A 17,089-nucleotide genomic window follows, 5' to 3' on the forward strand; every position below is an offset into this window, starting at 1 on the left:
TCTTTCGTTGATTCATACAGTAAAACGTTTTTGCACCGCTCACGGTGATATTTCGACCGTTTACCGGTCGTTAACACTTCTACCTGCGGTTTTGAAACCGTTTCGAAATGCTTCGGCAAAAGATCGGATCTTTTTCCGTGTCTAAACAACGCAGGGCGGCTAAAAATGGCGTGTAGAAAAATTGCAGGTCATTGTGAAGATATGTGAATTGGTCTTTTTAACTTAATACCAGTCTGAACCAGTTTTGAGATTATCGGCGAACGGTCGTTTTCGACCGTTCGCCGGTTACTTGCAATCGTTTGCAGTTGTTTTCCCAGATGAATTAGGGAGACCCGATGAAGCACGTGCGCGATCATTCAATCTGCCCTTTCCGTCTCAATAGATAGCCCTCCAACGCAAAAAGCCCCCTAGAACGATTTCCGTTCTAGGGGGCTTCATCAGATATTTCGGCTTCGTACTCGAAGGCTCAGGCAATCTTTACGCAAACAGGCCGTAGATGCTGATATTGGCCTTGGCGTAGAGGCCGTTGGCGTACTCGGTCCACTTGGAGCTGGCGCTCGAAGCCTGCGAAGAGTACTGCTGGTAGGCGGTGTAATAGGCGGTCATGGCCTGCTTATAGGTAGCGCTATCGGCCGTAAAGGCATCGTCGGCAAAGGCCTTAGCGTAGGTGCTGTCCTTGTCCTTCCAGGTACCCTTCTCGCTATCCCACTCGTCACCGGCAAGGTTGATGATGTAGTCGGCGTAGTCCTTGCTCGCGGTGTCCTCGTTGCCGTCAGAAGGCTCGGTCGGAGCGATCGGCATGCTTGCGGAGCTATCGCCCACCTTCTTCTTGTAGAGCTTCTGCAGCGTTGCGGACTGGCGGACGATCTGCTTGGCCTGGTCCTTGGACACGCCATACTGCGTGGCCATGGTCTTGTAGTCCGAAGTGCCAATAGAATCCTCGGCGTACTTCTTCATCTCCTTAGAAGAGACGGTGATGCCCTCGTCCTCGGCGGCGTCGAGCAGGATCTTGTTGCGCACGTAGGACAGGATAACGTCGGCAGAGGGAGCGGTGTAGTTGCCATCGCTATCCTTGACGGTATCAAGGCTGTACTGGCTCTCGATGGCCTCGCGCGCGGTGATGTCGCTCTTCTTGCCGTTATAGCTGTAGCTTGCCACGGTCGAATCGAGCTGGTCCTCGGTGAGGGTCGCCGAGCCGACGCCCTTGCCGCCAAAACCACCGTTGCCGATAAAGAAGCCGACCACAGTAGCGATCACGATGGCGACCACAAAGGCGGCAATCATCGTCTTCTTGTGCTTGGATGCGCTGTCGTCCACGTCGGAGTCATCGTCCTCGTCCTGCTCCTCAGGCATGAGGTTCTCGTCGGCGGCATCCGCGGCAATCTGAGCCTCCAGGCGGGCGTCCTCCTCCTCGGCGGTCGTGCCGGCAGCAATGTGCTCGGCAGACGTACCGGCGACCAGGTCGATCTTCTCGTCCTCGTCACCGTCGGGGCCTTCGCCGCGCTCGATGATCTGGATGCCGTCGATCTCGTCCTTTTCGTCCTTCTTTTGAATCAGACCCATATCAGTTACTCCTTGTTAAGAAACATAGTCCTCAATAGAATACGCCCGACAGAGCGCCGGGCGTATTCATTCTCAGGTTATCCGCAAACGTATAAGTACCGTTTAGGCGTTTGAAGCCGTATCCCCTTAGGCAAGATGCGCGATAACGGCATCGGCAAAGGCCTGCGTGCCCACGGCGCCCTCAATGGAGCCGGTCTGGGCACGACGCACGTCACCGGTAACCTGCTCGCCCTCATCGAGCGTGGCAGATACGGCGGCGCGAATACGATTGGCAGCGTCGTTCTCGCCCAGGTGATCGAGCATCATAGCCGCAGACAGAATCTCGGCCGTGGGATTAGCGATATCCTGACCAGCGATATCGGGCGCGGAGCCATGCGTGGCCTCAAAGATGGCACAGTCGGCTCCGATATTGGAGCCGGGGGCCATGCCAAGGCCGCCTACAAGACCGGCGCACAAGTCGCTGACAATGTCGCCATACAAATTGGGCAGGACCAGAACATCGAAGTCGTTGGGGTTCTGAACCAGACCCATGCAGGTGGCGTCGACGATCTTGTCGTTGAACTCGATGTCGGGATAGTTGGCAGCCACCTCGCGAGCCACGCGCAGGAACAGGCCGTCAGTCGCCTTCATGATGTTGGCCTTATGCACGGCCGTCACCTTTTTGCGGCCGCAGCGGCGAGCATACTCAAAGGCGTACTCCACAATACGGCGGCTCTTGGCGATGGAGATGGGCTTGATCGAGATGGCGGAATCCGCGGCGAAGGTTTTCTGACCCGAGCGCTCGACAAGCTGTGAGAGCTCCTCGACCTCGGCAGCGCCCTCGTCGAACTCAATACCAGCGTAGAGGTCCTCGGTGTTCTCGCGCACGATAACCAGGTCGACACCGCGGAAGCGCGAGCCATCGCCCGGTTGCGACAGGCAGGGGCGCACGCAGGCGTACAGGTCGAAGTACTTACGCAGGGCAACGTTGACGCTGCGGAACCCCGTACCGACCGGCGTGGTGATGGGGCCCTTGATGGCAACTTTGGTCTGGGCGACGGCATCGAGCACATGCTGGGGCAGCGGCGTGCCAAACTCGTCCATGACGCCGGCACCGGCCTCCTGGACGTTCCAATTGATCTGGACACCGGCGGCCTCGACCACGCGGCGCATGGCCTGCGTAATCTCGGGACCGATACCGTCACCGGGAATCAGGACTACATCGTGCGCCATAATCTGTTACTCCTCGTCTTCGGCGTCGTCAGATTTTTTAACGCTAGCACGCTTCTTCTTTTTGGAGAGATCCAGGCCAAAACGTTTAACAAGCATTTCGCAAATCTCGCTCGAACGGGCCTTGAGATAGCTGCCCTTGCCGTTCTCGGCATCGAACTTAAGGCGCAGCGCAAGCTTCTCGGCGATCTCGGCATCGATCTCGCCTTTGCCAAACTCGTACAGGCAGCCGAGCATATCGCGATACTCGAGGTCACCGTGGTAGCACTGGATGGCCTCGTCCAGGATGGGCCAAGCCTCGCGCGAACGCTCGACGCTCGTGGCACCCCACACGCACAGCAGGCGGAAGGCGGCATAGCGCAGCGTGGAGGAAATCTCGTCAAACAGTGCGGTCTCGGCGCCCTCAAAGGCATCACCCAGCTGGTCGGGGCAGGTGGTGGCGAGCGCCGCCAGGGCATCGAGGGCCTCCCAGCGAGTCTGAGCCTCGGGCCGGTCGAGCGCCTCGATCAGCGCGGGCACGCAGGGCACGACGCGCTGCGGGTCGCGCTCGGCAAGCAGGTGCAGCACGCGGGCGGCAAACTGGCGGATACGGCGCGTGGGGCAGCCGAGCTCCTGGACCAAGCGGTCGACGGTGTTCTCGTTCTCCTCTGCCAGCTGAAGCTGTGCCAGCTCCTCGTCGGTGAGCTGTTCGTCTTTGTTTTCTGCCATAGTTACCTCTTCTTACTATTTCTTAGTGTGCCTGCCAGCACCCTTGCTGTCATCGGTGACCGAGATGAGCTGTCGGTCAGCCGCGCCATTGCGACGCGCGCGGCGGCGCTCCTCGGCGTCTCCTGCGTCGGCGGCGGCGCGATGAGCCTGGTTGACGTTAAAGACCTCATCGTGCTTGCGCCACGGACCAACGGACTCGCCAAAGCTCATCTTAAGGCCGGCGATAAAGCCGCCAAGCCAGCCGATCGGCGCAAACTGCACCAGCGGGAACAGCGAGAACACCCAGGTCAGCAGGACGACTGCCGCCGCTCCTGCAAAGTTGGCAATCCAGTAGTCGCGCTTGGTGACGACGCGCTTTTCGCACGCCCACTGGCCGCACAAAAAGCCAATGTAGATCGCAAAGAGAAAGAGCACTAGTGCAAGCACCACGAACGTCCAGCTCATGGGCGCTACTCCTCGTGATGGTGGCCGCAGCAGCACTCGTGGCCGTCGTCATGGCCGTGGCCGCCGCAGCACTCGTGGTCCTCGCCATGGTGGTGGCCACAACCGCACTCGTGGTCGTCGCCATGCTCGCCGCAACCACAGCCTTCCTCGTGAGCACCATGCTCCTCGGGACGATACTGCGACCAGTCCAGACCGGCGGCAATGGCGTCGGCCTCCTCCTTATAGAGGACATTGATGGCCTGGGTACCCAGTTTGGCACCACCGATGGCGTCGAGCATGTCATAGAGCGTAAAGGCCACGTCGGCGCCGGGCAGCGCAAGCTCGCGATCGTCGGCATAGGCGAGCGCCAAGCGCAGGTCCTTGATGAAGTGCTCCACCATAAAACCGGGCTTGTAGTCGCCGTCGAGCGCCTTGGGCGCCAGGCTCTCCATGGCACCGGACTTGCCGGTGCCGCCCAGGATCATCTGACGGGTCTTCTCCATATCAAGGCCGCTCAGCTCGGCAAACGCCAGCGCATCGGCCATGCCGACCATGCAGGCGCCCAGCGACACCTGGTTGGCAAGCTTGGCAGCCTGGCCCTTGCCGGCGCCGTCGAAGCAGCAGATGGTTGCCGCAAAGGCGGAAAGGATATCGCGGACCGGGGCAATGTCGTTCTCGGTAGCGCCCACGATAGCCGTAAGCGTGCCGGCGATAGCACCCGACTCGCCGCCGGTGACGGGGCAGTCAAACGCCATGCGGCCGGAAACCTGGGCGGCCTCGGCAATGTCGCGCGCCAGCTCGGGCGAGCTCGTGGTGAGGTCGATCAGGACCGCACCGGGCTTAGTGCACGCGAGCAGACCGTCGCCCGCCAGGTAGAGCTCCTCGACCTCGGAGGGATAGCCCACCATGGTAAAGACGACGTCGGCGTTCGCCGCGGCATCTGCCGGCGTATCGGCCCAGACGGCACCGCGCTCAACAAGCGCTGCAGCCTTGGACTTGGTGCGGTTGTTGACCGTGACGGGATAGCCAGCGTCCAGAATGTGGCCGGCGATAGGGGCACCCATGATTCCGGTGCCGATAAATGCGACAGAGAGCTTGTTTGCCATGAAACCTTTCCTTTTGGGTTGGGTGTTATTACCAGGTTGAATACTCGTTGCCAGCGTTTGGGCTGTGAGTCGAGGGCGATTACGGACGCAGCGCTTGTCTACTGGCCGCGCACGCGGCGGGCGATGCGGTCGGAAAGCGACGCCTTGTCGGTGCGGTTCTTGCCCCAAAACGCGCAGGCCACCATGCCGGGGCCCACGTGCGAGCCGATGGTGGGGCCCACGGAGCTGCGAATGATCGTGACGTCGGCGCAGCCCTCCTCCTTGCGGATGGCGGCTTCGAGCCAGTCGCCGTCCTTTTCGGCATCGGCCGTCATGATGGCGATGGGCATGGTGCGATCGGGCACGTAGTTCTCGCGGAACGACTTGAGGATGGACTTGAGCGCCTTCTTGCGGCCGCGGTTGACGCCGATCAGCGACAGCGAGCCGGCAAGGTCGTAGGAGAGCTCGGGCTTGACGTCGAGCTTTGCCGTGAGCTGCGCCGCCGCGGGCGGAATGCGGCCGCCGGCAGCCAGCGCATCGAAGCTCTCGAGCGTAAAGTAGCCGTGCACGTAGGTCTTGGCCTCGTTTGCCCAATCGACCAGCTGCTTGGCAGTCAGTCCCGCCGAACGCTGGCGCACGGCCTCAAGCGCCAGGAGCTCGCCGGTCGCGCAGGGCAGGGCGTTGTCGACCACGTAGAGCTCAAAGTTGGGATACTCGGCGCGCACGGCATCTGCCGCCTGGCACGCGGAGTTGTAGCTCGACGACAGCGCCGAGGTAAAGCACAGGTAAACCGTGGGCGTGCCCTCTTTGGCGCACTCGGTAAAGAACTCGATATAGCGACCGAGCGACACAGCCGAGGTGGACACGCGGGCACCGGCGCGCATGCGGTCGTAGAACTCCTTAGGGCTCATGCTCGACCAGATGTCGTCCGTGCGCTCCTCGCCATCGATAATGAAAGGGAAGCCCAAGATATCGACATCGAGGTTCGCGGCGACCTCGGGGTTAAAGTCGCAGCAAGTATCGACGACGATACGGCAACGGTCCGAATGACCGGCGGATGCGGCCTTGTCCATCAAAGCGACTCCTTACGTAAAAAAGGCGGCCACCCGCATGGGATGGCCGCCAACCGTTAACTCATGCAAGTTAACGTATTTTACTCGTCAAGTGTTTCGATGCGGGGCTTGATGATGCCATATCCACCATTCTTACGGTGATACACCACATTGATGAGGCCAGTCGTCGCGTTCTCGAACACGTAGAAGTCGTGGCCGAGCAGATCGGTCTGCACCAGCGCCTGCTCCTCAGTCATCGGGGTGACATCGATGACCTTCTCGCGGACGAGCAGGTCGTCGTCCTCCTCGGGCAGCAGCAGGTCGGCCAGATCCTCGACGCGCTCGACCGGTGCGACATCAGCGGCGCTGGCACCGCCCTGGCGGTTGTCCACAACCTTGGTCTTGAACTTGCGCAGCTGGCGGGTGACCTTATCGGCGGAGAGATCGATGGCGGCATACATATCTGCGCCGTGCTCGGCGACGCGAATCACAGAGCCGCGGGCACGAACCGTGACTTCGACGATTGCCGGGTTGGGATTCGAGGGGTTCTTCTCATAACGAAGCACGACGTCGACTGTCATGGGCTCGATATCGAAAACCTTGAGCGCCTCGCCGATCTTCTCGTCCACATGCGCACGCAGAGCATCGGTTACCGTCGTCTTGCGTCCAGAAACCTTGATATCCATACGTGGCTCCAATCTGCCTCGGGGACTTACTGTACTGGCTATGTACCCATTGCCGTGCATTTAATCACCCGAATTCCCAAAGGCCCGAATAACGACTGCTTGATACCGCATACCGAAGTCTCGCACTTTTCCGCGGCAAAGTGCGCTATATGAGGGCGTCGGCGGAGTTGGTTTTTCTCCTGGAAATTGCCCTTGAGCTGCTGGTTTTATCAAAATTGAAAAGCCGGGCTCCCCTATGGGGGAGACCCGGCCATACGTGTTGAAACCGTGAAGAAGCGCCTTGTTCAATGTATGGCAGGCGCCACCCCTACCAATAACTAGCTATTGAGCTTATTGATGTCATCGTCGGTGATGGCGCCCTCCTGACTAGACGACGGGCTGTCGCCGTTGTTATCGGAGGTGTCGCCATCGGAGGACTCGGTCTCGTTGGACGTGGATTCGGATGCCTGCACATTGGCCCCCGAAACAGTCTTGGCGGTAAGGTCATAGGGCATTTGGCCGTACCAGACGCAGTGGACCGCCTCGAGCGTGCCGTCGACCGTGATGTCGTCGAGGGCATCGCCCACGGCACGGCACAGCTCATCGTTAGAGCTAAGGCCTGCGACGCCAAGCGTGGAGGGCGTCTCGAGCGTGCCGACACAGGAGATTTGGCTCATCAGGCGCGCGAGGTAACCACCGGCCGTGGAATCACAGATCACGTAATCGACCTCGCCCGACTCGAGTGCCTCGAAGCACTCGTTGATGTTGGAGAAGGTCTTTTGGTTGGCCGTGATGCCCTGCTTGGCGAGCGCTTCCTGCGAGGCCGAGAAGGTCTGAACGCCCAGGGTAGCGGTGTTAAGCATTTCGGTGGAAACGCTCGGCGACTCGCCGTCACTGCTCTTGCCGAATACGGCGGGGGCGTCGTACAGACAGGTGCCAAGCGAGCTGATATCGCCGTCCGTAGAGCTGACGTCGCCAATGAAGATATCGGCCTTTTTATCGCTGAGCGCGGAATCGGCCGAGGACGCATCGACAAAAGCGACCTTGAGACCCATGCGGCATGCGAGGGCACGAGCGGCATCGACCGCATAGCCCGTGAGGTTTCCGTCGGCATCCTGCATGGCTTGCGGGGCATCGGAAGTATCGAGAGCGACCGTCAGGGTTCCCGGCGTGACCAGGGCATCGTCCGATACCGTGGGGGTAACGGTCTCGCGCTCGATCTGGTCGATCGTGGGCGTCGTGAACGTGGACAGTGGATTGAACGCGCACCCACTCAGGCCCAAAACGGCAATGACCGCCGCGGTCCCAGCACCCAACCGAGCTGCATGCATCAAGCTGCCCCTCACCATGTCCGCTACCCTACCTTCTGTGTCGTATACGATCCGTGCCCTGCACGGAATATCGGGTTGTTCCCACCAGCTGACCTGGTATTTGACCCCACACTTGCGCACCGGGGCGTTTGCTCGGGAGGCCGCAGCCACCTTCACGACTGGCCCGCTCGCCCGCGAGGCGGTATTGCCCCAAAGAAAGTAGAACGGACGGTGCGGCTTACATCTAGGACGCGCCATGATCGCGCCGCGCGCACGCGGTCGCTTACGTGGATCCCTTTGACCGCGTCTGTCTTGGACTTGGATGGGCGCATTGCCCGTCCGCAACCACAGCCTGGCGGGAACGTAGCGCATTATAGCTAAGTTCAAGCTAAAGTTTAAGGTTAGGTCGTCATTCGCACCGCGAGTACAGATTTCGCAGGTCGAGGCGGGCAGCACACGGCGCTCTTCATCGGGATGGAAGTCCCTCCAACTGATGTGACCCATATGCCGGCGCTCGGCGCGCATCATGCGTAGCGCCGAGGCGCCGGTAAGGATCACAGAGGCTGCCAGTTGCTCGCCTGCCGGCTCGACGCGCCGCGCAATCTTCACTGCCACAAAACCACCCCTACCAAACGCGTGCGATAGCGAGGCCATCGACGGCTTTGGCGCCGGCGCGCTTAAGCTCCGCCGAGGCCGCTGCCATTGTCGCGCCCGTGGTAATGACATCGTCGATGAGCAGCAGACGACAGCCACGTACATCCTCGACCGTCTCGTACATGTCCCGGGCATGTTCCCGGCGCTCGGCGCGACCGAGTTCGCGCTGGTCGCCATGACCGTATTTGACCAAGGCGTCCAGCAATGGCACGCCCGAAAGATCGCAAAACGAGCGCGCGATTGCTTCCATGTGATCAAATCCACGCCGCCGAAACGCCGCCGCAGTTGCGGGCACAAATACCACCGCGTCGGCACCGGACAGCACGCCGCCGTAACGGTCGGGGGCTGCTACCTGGGCATGCAGGGCGGTGTCGTAGAGCAGCTCTGCCAGATACGGTGCCAGACGGCGCTCGCCCGCATCCTTGTATGCCTTGATGATGCGCGGCAACGGATGTGCATAGACGGCGCACGCCAGGCAGCGATCGAGGGCCTTAGCCACCGTCGAAGACGCACCCTCGACCGAGCACTCGGTACACAGCAGGCCTCCAAACGGAGCGCCGCACCTCGTGCAGCTGTGGCGCGGATCGACAAGCGTGAGCGACGCCAGGCACTCCCGACAAATAAGCGCACCGGCACGCTCGCAACCGGCGCATCGCGTGGGCGAAAGAACCTCGAGTGCCTCATGCGCCGCGCGCTCGGCAAACGGTAGCAATTCATCCGCAAACGGCAAGATGCCGGCACTCCGTAAGCGGCTCAAACCATTCAGACAGTTATTTATGACAAAACCCTCCCTACGCTTGGGCGAAGGGAGGGTTGTCGATTCAGTGCCATGATACCCCGTTGCACTTGGGGTCAGACAAGTCGAATCCGCTTGAGGGCGCTATTCGCCGGCAGGCGGTTGCGGTGCGGACGAGGTGTGGGTCGAGCCTTCGCCACCATCCTGGCGCGGCTTGCGGGAACGGCGACGGCGGCGGCGCTTCTGACTCTGGTCGGCCGAACCCTCGCCACTGCGATCCTCACGCGGCTCGCGCTCGTCGCGAGCACCGCCGCGCGAAGCCTTGGCGGCAGCTCCTCCGCCATCGCCGGGGCGACGGCGCGTGACCTTGACTTCACCATCCGAAACCTGATCGGCCACAGAAGGAACCGAGGGTTTCTGCTGCGTGCCCGAGGAATGGCGACGGCGCGGACGCGGCGCGCGCTCCTCCTCGCCACGTGGCCTGCCAGCCTTGTCGGCAGGCGCGTCGGAGGCCGAGGCGCCCTTGGGAGCGGCACCGGCCTCGCGAGCGGCTGCGGCGCGGAAGGCGTCCTCGCGCTCCTCGCTCGACAGGTGGCGGCGGCGACGGCGCGTGGGGTTCATGCCGCCGCCGCGGTTTTGCTGCTGGGGCTGCTGAGCCTCGCGCTCGCGAGAGGCGTTCTTGCCCGCGGTCTCGCCGCTGTCGACGGACGCCGCGCGCTTGCGGCGACGACGGCCGCCGGCCGCCTCCTCGGCCTCGGAAGCCTCGGCCTTGCCGCGGCCCTTTCCGCGGCCACGACCCTCGCCCTGGCCCTGACCGGCACAAGCATCGGATTCGGCATCGCGACGACGGCGCTTGGGCATCGACGTGCCGGCCAGACGGTCGGCACTCGACAGGCCATCGCCCACGTCGACGCCGTTCTCGCGATCGAGCTCCATGAGCGCCAGGCGCATCTCGGGCGACTCGATGCGCTCGAGCACATCTCGCGTCACGCAGTCGGGACGGCAGCTGCAGCCCTGCTCGGCGGCCTTCTTTTTGCAGCCCTCCGAGCACGTCATATCGGCCAGGTTGACCTTAAAGACTTTACCGTTCTCCAGGCGCAGCACCAGCTGCTCACGCGGCGTGTCATATTCCTGGATACGCGCCTTGCCGAGCGGCGTATCGATGAGCGTCTTCTTTTTGGGCGCACGGCTCTTAAAGTCCTTGTACGCCTCGAACTCATAGCGCAGGCAGCACATCAGGCGGCCGCACACGCCGCTGATCTTAGACGAATTGAGCGGCAGGTCCTGCTCTTTTGCCATGCGAATCGAGACGGGCTCAAACTGTCCGCCAAAGCGCGTGCAGCAGAGCTCCTGTCCGCATTGGGCATAGCCGCCCACCAAGCGGGTCTCGTCGCGCACGCCAATCTGGCGCATGTCAACGCGAATGTGCAGCGTCGAGGACAGGTCCTTGACGAGCTGACGAAAATCGACGCGCTCCTCGGCCGCAAAGTAGAATACGGCTTTCTCGCCGCCAAACAGGTATTCGACACCCACCGGCTTCATCTCGAGGTCGAGATCTTTGACCAGACGGCGGAAATCGACCATGGCCTCATCGCCCTGGATGGCCAGGTCGTCGGCAAGCTGCAGGTCGATATCGCTCGCCACACGTAGCACGGGCTTGAGCGGCTGACCGATCTCGTCTTGCGGCACCTCGAAGGGATCGGCCGTGACCAGGCCGATCTCGGTTCCGCGCTCGGTGGAGCAAATGGCATAATCGGCCTCGAGGATATCCAGATCCTGCGGGTCAAACCACAGGTCGCGCGAGGCGTAGGTAAACTTAACGGGTACGACTAACGGCATTTCAGTGCCTTCCTGATATCGAACAGCATGACCTCGATGGCCAGCTGGGGAGTAACGTTTCTGGCAATGTTGCGCTCGGCGGTCGCGACCGCCTCGAGCGCCCGGGTGGCACCCGCAACATTCGTCGCGGCGGCAAGCCGCCCGATCGTGTCGCGCACATCCTCGTTCACAATGTCTGCCGCCTCATCCTGAAGCGTCAGCAGCACGTCGCGCATGAGCGTCCGCGCGCTCGCCAGCGCTTCCATGATACCCGAACGCTCGCGCGCATTGAGTTCGCGCTTGTTGCGGTCCTCAAGCTGCTTCAATGCTCCACGCGACAGATAATCGGCGTTTTGCTCGAGCACCTTTTCCTGCGTGGACTTGACCTCGGCAAGCGGAGCCTTAACGGCGACGATGAGCGACTTGGCGCGGCTGAGTACATCGGCCTCGTCGGCGGCGATGAGCGAATCGATGGCGCGGATCATCTGGCGGCGAGCATCCTGGCGCTCGGCGCTCTTGAGGAACTCGATGCCGCGCGTGGGGCTCCCCGCCACGGCGACCGCCATTCGACAGCGTGCGAGATCCTGGCCCGTCGCGCGGCTCACGGCCTTCGTGGCCACGGCGGGCGACACCAGCCGAAACGGCACGCACTGGCAGCGGCTCACGATGGTGGGCAACATCACGTCTGCCGAGGTGCCCAGCAAGATAAACATAACGCCCTCGGGCGGCTCCTCGAGCGTCTTGAGCAGTGCGTTGGCGGTGTTGGCGCGCAGCTGCTCGGCACGGTCGATGATGTAGACCTTGGCCTTGGCACGGATGGGCGCCAGCGGCACGTCGTCGAGCAGCTCGCGGGTCTGGGCGATGAGGTAGCCCGTGGCGCTCTCGGGCGTGTAATAGTGCACGTCGGGGTGCGTATGGCGGGCGACACGCACACAGCTATCGCATGAGCCGCAGCCGTCCTGCTCGCACAGGAAGGCTTGGGCGAGCGCCCAGGCGGCATCGAGCTTGCCGGCACCGGGAGCGCCCAAAAACAGGTAGGCGTGCGATGCGCGGCCGCTGGCGACGGCGTTGGTCAAAAAATCGCGTACGCGCTCTTGGGTGTCGAGCTTGGCCAGCAGGCTTGCCTGAGCGGGGGCCATGTTACTCGGCCTCCTGGGCAAGCGTGGCGGTGACGGCGTCCTGGGAAACGTCGAGACCGTACGCACGAACCTGCTCGACCGTCTGCGCGAAGACGTCCTCGATGGAAGCGGTGGCGTCGATGAGCTTCACGCGATCTGGTTCCTCGGCGGCAATGGCACTAAATCCCTGGTAAACGCGCTCCTGGAACGCCATGCCCTTGGCCTCCATGCGGTCGACCGCACCACGGGCGGACATGCGCAGCGCCGCCTGCTCGGGCGTGATGTGATAGACGAGCGTGAGCGCCGGGTGCGTCCCCGCGACAGCAAGGTTGTTGGCGTCGCGTACCATCTGGCGATCGAGGCCGTCGGCAAACGCCTGGTAGCAGGTCGTGGAATCATAGAAGCGGTCACACAGGACCACCTTGCCGGCCGCAAGGGCGGGAGCTATGACCTCGTGCACCAGCTGGGCGCGTGCGGCCTCGTAGAGCAGCAGCTCGCAGGTATCCCCCATCGCCGTATTGGCGGGGTCGAGCAGCAGGGCACGGATCTTTTCACTAATGGCGGTACCACCCGGCTCACGCAGGGTCACGACCTGGTAGCCAGCGAGCTCGAGCGCACGGGCCAGCAGGCGCGCCTGCGTGGACTTACCGGCACCATCGACGCCCTCGAGCGTGATAAAGCTATGTTGAGCGGGCTCAAAAGCCATGGGCGCAGTCCCTTCCTACAAGGCGCGTAAATGCAGATATATCAACCAAATCATGATACCCCAGGGGCAGGCGCACCCCAAATCCAACCTAGTCATTGGGGACGTTCTTAATTGACTGGTCGTTTAAGAACGTCCCCAATGACTAAAGGCGCCTTTCCAAAGTTGCGGTGAAATAGGGACTGATTGAAGCTCTAAGACCGCCAAACAGTCCCTATTTCACCGCAACTTATGATGGGGAATTTTGGATGCTTGGTATAATCGTCGTATGGCATTGAAATGTGGCGAAAGGAGTGGCAATGTCTCGGTATTGCGCCTCGTGCGGCAAGCTTCTTGCAGATAATGCCAAGTTCTGCACCTCGTGCGGTGCACCCGTTGAGCAAACAGCCGCGAGCGATAGCCAGCCCGCTTTTGAGCAGACCGGGCCCCTTGATACGCCGCAAGCCAAGGCGGACGATCCCCTCGCTTATCGCCCCGACCCCGCCGCAAGCCCCGCGGCCGTCGAGACCACGCAGTGCATACCCGTCGCGAGCGGCTCGCCCCAACAGCAGCCGGCTCCCGCATACGCGCCTGCTTCGCCACAGACCCCCGCTCCCAAAAAGAGCGGCACCGGGGCGCTTGTCGCCGTTATCGTTGCGCTGGTGGCAATCATCATCGCCCTGGTCATCTTCTTTGTGATCAAACCGTTCGACAACTCCGCCACGCAGACGACTGCCGAGGTTACCAAGCTGCACCACGATGTTGACGATGATGACCTCAAGCCCCTCGGCGACCCCAATAGCCTTTACGACGATGACGATGACGACGAGGACGAGGCTGGCGGCGAAGCAACCCTCTCCGAGCAGAACCTCTACCGTCGCCTGAGCGAATACTACGACCTGCTCGAGGACCTCGATAGCCAGGTCCGCGCCTGCGCGCAGGCCTTCAATGGTAGCTATCTGGAAGAAGATCGCACCACCCGCCAAAATCTCGCCGACGTCGCCGAGCGCACGGAGGAGACCATCGAGCAGTATTACGATATCGTCGAGGACCTGGACGTCCCCATGAGCTCCAAGAACTACCACTCCTGGAAAGACATCATTGCCCTGTATGACGACCTTGATCACCGCATCGACGCGATCTGCGATGCCTGGGAGATCAGCCTAAAGTACGCTAAGCCCTCGGACCATAAGGACGAAATCGTAGCGCCGCTGGCACGCGACAACGAGCCGGGAACCAGCAGCAACAAGTATCGCTTGGACTTTGAGGACCGCTATCCCAGCGCTAAACCCGTCGAGGTGAACTAGCGTTTTGTCGTTCCCGAGCTGGCAGTTAGGGACGTTCCTAAACTGCCGGTAGAAAAGGAACGTCCCTAACTGCCGAACAAAAAACGAGCGAGGATCATGGGACCCTCGCTCGTTTTTGTTTTGGGCAATGTTTCGGCTGCGCCGCTACTTGCTGGCGGCCGCCTTCTTTGTGGTCGTCTTTTTCGCGGCAGCCTTCTTGGCAGTCGTCTTTTTCGCCGTGGTCTTCTTCGCCGTACTCGCCTTGGTCGTCGTCTTGCGGCCGCGGGCGGGCTTCTTCTCCTTGGTCGGGCAGTCCATGTTGACGCAGATGCGCCACGGACCGCGCGCCGTGCTGACCACCACGATGGGAGCGCCGCACTCGGGACAGGTCTCGCCCGTCGCCTCGAGTTTGCCACGCGCCGGCAGCGGATAGCTCACGCCGCAATCGTCATAGTTGGTGCAGCGGATAAAGCGCTTGCCGCTCTTCTCGCTCTTGTGCGCAATCAGATCGCCATGGCGTCCGGCCTCGGCGCACACCTTGCACTCGCCCACCTTAAGGTCGGGCTCGTAATTGGTGGGACACGTGGGGTTCACGCAGATCTCGAAAGCCTTCTGGCGGAACGGCTGGCACTTAATGCGCGGTGCGCCGCATTCGGGACACACGGCAGCCTCGCCCTCGAGCGGGCTCACCTTGACGCCGCTCGGCACCGGATAGGTCACGTCGCAGTCGGGCCAGCCCATGCAGCCGATAAAGCTGCCGCGGGTCTTGGCGCTCGTCTTCATGACCAGATCCTTGCCGCACTTGGGGCAGGCGCCCACGCGCGCATCGGCCGTGACGGCATCGCTGATGGCGTCGCCCAGCTCCTGCGTATGCTTGAGCAGCTCATCGAGCACGCCGGCCAGCAGCGCGCGCGAGTGCGTCACGACATGCTCTTCGGTATCTTCGCCGCGCTCCACGCGGGTCATGTCGCCGTCGAGCTCGCTGGTCATATCGGGGCTCGTGATGCGCGGGGCAAACTGCGACAGTGCATCGATGATGGCGATACCCAGCTGACTCGGCTCCACGGGATCGTTTTTGAGGTAGCGCACGGCGTACAGGCGCTCGATGATGCTCGCGCGCGTGGACTTGGTGCCCAGGCCGCGCTTTTCCATCTCCTGCACGAGCTTGCCCTGGCTGTAGCGCGCGGGCGGCTCGGTCTGTTTGGCCTCGAGCTTAATGTCGAATACGTCGACCATGTCGCCCTGCTCCAGCGGCGGCATCTGCTCGTCGCGCTTGAGTCCGTACGGGTATGCCTCGCGGAAACCCGGGGTCACGAGCACATCGCCCGAAGCCACGAACGGCTCGCCGTTCACGTCGAGCTCGAGCTTGGTGTTCTCGATGGTGGCGGGGCCCATAAGCGTCGCCAGGAAGCGGCGAGCGATGAGGTCGTAGAGCTTGCGCTGGCCACCGTCGAGCATGGACGGATCGCCCTCGCCCGTGGGGTAGATAGGCGGGTGGTCGGTGGTCTCGACCTTGCCGCGCGTGGGCTTCATGGGACCGGCGAGCACCTTTTTGCATACGGGCGCCAGCGCCGGGTTGATCTTTGCCAGGTCACTCACCACGGCGCCCAGATCGAGCGTCGCGGGGTACACGGTGTTATCGACGCGCGGATAGCTGATAAGACCCGCCATGTAGAGGGACTCGGCGATGCGCATGGTGCGTGCGGGCGAGATGCCCTCGGCCGCAGCGGCAGCCTGCAGCGAGGTGGTCGCAAACGGCGTGGGCGGCTGCTGCTTGCGCGAGCGCTTGGTCACCGCGGCAACGGTTGCCGTCTTGGCACCGTCAACGTGACCATACGCCATCTCGGCAGCATCCTTGTCGGTAAAACGCGCCGTCTTGTGCGCGATCTTAAAGCGGTCCTCCTCGGCAGCAGCCTGCGCGGCAGCCATGCCGCGAATCTGCCAGTAGTCCTCGGGCACAAACGCCATGCGCTCGCGCTCGCGCTCGACCACCAAGGCGAGCGTCGGGGTCTGCACGCGGCCGGCAGAACGCACGTTGCCAAAGCCGCCAAACTTGGCGAGCGTCAGGTAGCGCGTGAGCACCGCACCCCAAATGAGGTCGATGTGCTGACGGCTCTCGCCGGCATCGGCCAGGTTCTGGTCGAGCGAGACGAGGTTATCAAAGGCCTGCGTGATCTCGGCCTTGGTAAACGAAGAATACTGGGCGCGGGCAACCGGCAAGTCGGGCGCAACCTCGCGCACCTTGTTGAGGGCGTCCGAACCAATCAGCTCGCCCTCGCGATCGAAGTCCGTAGCGATGATGACGCTGTCGGACTTCTTGGCAAGGTTCTTGAGCGAGCGAATGAGTTCTTTCTCGGCCGGCAGCTTGATAACGGGCGCCCAGGTAAGGTAGGGCAGGCTCTCGAGCTTCCAGCCTTTGATGGAGATACCGTCGGCAAGGAACGGTTTGCGCTTGGTGTCATAGGGCGGACGCGCCAGGCCATCGGGTATGTCGGCCGGCAGCATCTCGCCGTCCTCGGTGACCGAATACCAACCCAGCTTTTTATCGAACAGCACGCTGTCGCAAAAATCGGGCGCAAGGATGTGACCGGCAAGGCCGATTGTCACGCACTCCTCGCCCTTCCACTCAAAACGGTAGATGGCGGTGTTGTACACCTTGTCCTTTTTGGGCTTGCCCGTGGAAAGACGCTCGGCAATCTGACGCGCGGCGTCGTTTTTCTCGGCGATGATGAGCTTCAAAAGAGGCTCCTATCTCGTGTGTCTGCGGCTGCGCCCGCACG

The 17,089-nt window shown here is 62.1% G+C and carries 14 protein-coding genes; 1 reads left to right on the forward strand and 13 read right to left on the reverse strand.

All coding sequences use genetic code 11. From position 1 onward, the window contains the following. Positions 1-477: 477 nt before the first annotated feature. From ACTNDJ_RS02960 to tmk, 12 genes are all read right to left on the reverse strand, one after another. Positions 478-1,563, reverse strand: coding sequence for a hypothetical protein (locus tag ACTNDJ_RS02960; protein WP_441083282.1), 1,086 nt, complete (start codon positions 1,561-1,563; stop codon positions 478-480). A gap of 126 nt (positions 1,564-1,689) precedes the next feature. After that, complete coding sequence (locus ACTNDJ_RS02965) at positions 1,690-2,775, reverse strand: isocitrate/isopropylmalate dehydrogenase family protein (RefSeq protein WP_441048697.1); 1,086 nt, start codon at positions 2,773-2,775, stop codon at positions 1,690-1,692. Between the two features lie 6 nt (positions 2,776-2,781). Beyond that, on the reverse strand, positions 2,782-3,480 hold the full coding sequence (locus ACTNDJ_RS02970; RefSeq protein ID WP_427718960.1) for a hypothetical protein: 699 nt from the start codon (positions 3,478-3,480) through the stop codon (positions 2,782-2,784). A 15-nt stretch (positions 3,481-3,495) separates the two neighbouring features. Next, positions 3,496-3,924 (reverse strand): hypothetical protein, encoded by a 429-nt coding sequence (locus ACTNDJ_RS02975; RefSeq protein ID WP_427728604.1) that lies wholly within the window; start codon positions 3,922-3,924, stop codon positions 3,496-3,498. A 5-nt stretch (positions 3,925-3,929) separates the two neighbouring features. After that, positions 3,930-5,009, reverse strand: a complete 1,080-nt coding sequence (locus ACTNDJ_RS02980; RefSeq protein WP_441083283.1) for an NAD(P)-binding domain-containing protein — start codon at positions 5,007-5,009, stop codon at positions 3,930-3,932. A 98-nt stretch (positions 5,010-5,107) separates the two neighbouring features. After that, on the reverse strand, positions 5,108-6,061 hold the full coding sequence (locus ACTNDJ_RS02985; protein ID WP_427718953.1) for a DegV family protein: 954 nt from the start codon (positions 6,059-6,061) through the stop codon (positions 5,108-5,110). Between the two features lie 80 nt (positions 6,062-6,141). After that, positions 6,142-6,726 (reverse strand): ribosome hibernation-promoting factor, HPF/YfiA family, encoded by a 585-nt coding sequence (hpf, locus tag ACTNDJ_RS02990; protein WP_055285508.1) that lies wholly within the window; start codon positions 6,724-6,726, stop codon positions 6,142-6,144. 317 nt (positions 6,727-7,043) lie between these two features. Continuing rightward, positions 7,044-8,036 (reverse strand): substrate-binding periplasmic protein, encoded by a 993-nt coding sequence (locus tag ACTNDJ_RS02995; RefSeq protein ID WP_441083320.1) that lies wholly within the window; start codon positions 8,034-8,036, stop codon positions 7,044-7,046. Between the two features lie 604 nt (positions 8,037-8,640). Continuing rightward, positions 8,641-9,399 (reverse strand): ComF family protein, encoded by a 759-nt coding sequence (locus ACTNDJ_RS03000; protein WP_441083284.1) that lies wholly within the window; start codon positions 9,397-9,399, stop codon positions 8,641-8,643. Positions 9,400-9,549: 150 nt separating this feature from the next. Next, a complete protein-coding gene (locus tag ACTNDJ_RS03005; protein WP_441083285.1) occupies positions 9,550-11,244 on the reverse strand; it encodes a PSP1 domain-containing protein in 1,695 nt (564 codons plus the stop codon). Then, positions 11,235-12,362 (reverse strand): ATP-binding protein, encoded by a 1,128-nt coding sequence (locus tag ACTNDJ_RS03010; RefSeq protein WP_427794013.1) that lies wholly within the window; start codon positions 12,360-12,362, stop codon positions 11,235-11,237. The genes ACTNDJ_RS03005 and ACTNDJ_RS03010 overlap by 10 nt, the downstream gene beginning before the upstream one ends. A 1-nt stretch (position 12,363) precedes the next feature. Beyond that, on the reverse strand, positions 12,364-13,047 hold the full coding sequence (gene tmk / locus ACTNDJ_RS03015) for a dTMP kinase (RefSeq protein ID WP_441083286.1): 684 nt from the start codon (positions 13,045-13,047) through the stop codon (positions 12,364-12,366). A gap of 296 nt (positions 13,048-13,343) precedes the next feature. On the opposite strand from tmk, the gene ACTNDJ_RS03020 reads away from it, so the two are divergent. Beyond that, positions 13,344-14,330 (forward strand): zinc-ribbon domain-containing protein, encoded by a 987-nt coding sequence (locus tag ACTNDJ_RS03020; RefSeq protein WP_427794015.1) that lies wholly within the window; start codon positions 13,344-13,346, stop codon positions 14,328-14,330. Positions 14,331-14,474: 144 nt separating this feature from the next. Here the strand turns inward: ACTNDJ_RS03020 and ACTNDJ_RS03025 are convergent, their stop codons facing one another. Further along, on the reverse strand, positions 14,475-17,048 hold the full coding sequence (locus ACTNDJ_RS03025; RefSeq protein WP_441083287.1) for a DNA topoisomerase I: 2,574 nt from the start codon (positions 17,046-17,048) through the stop codon (positions 14,475-14,477). Positions 17,049-17,089 lie beyond the last annotated feature (41 nt).

Origin of the sequence: Collinsella sp. HCP3S3_D1, assembly GCF_052064015.1 — a bacterium.
In the GTDB taxonomy this organism is placed as follows: domain Bacteria; phylum Actinomycetota; class Coriobacteriia; order Coriobacteriales; family Coriobacteriaceae; genus Collinsella.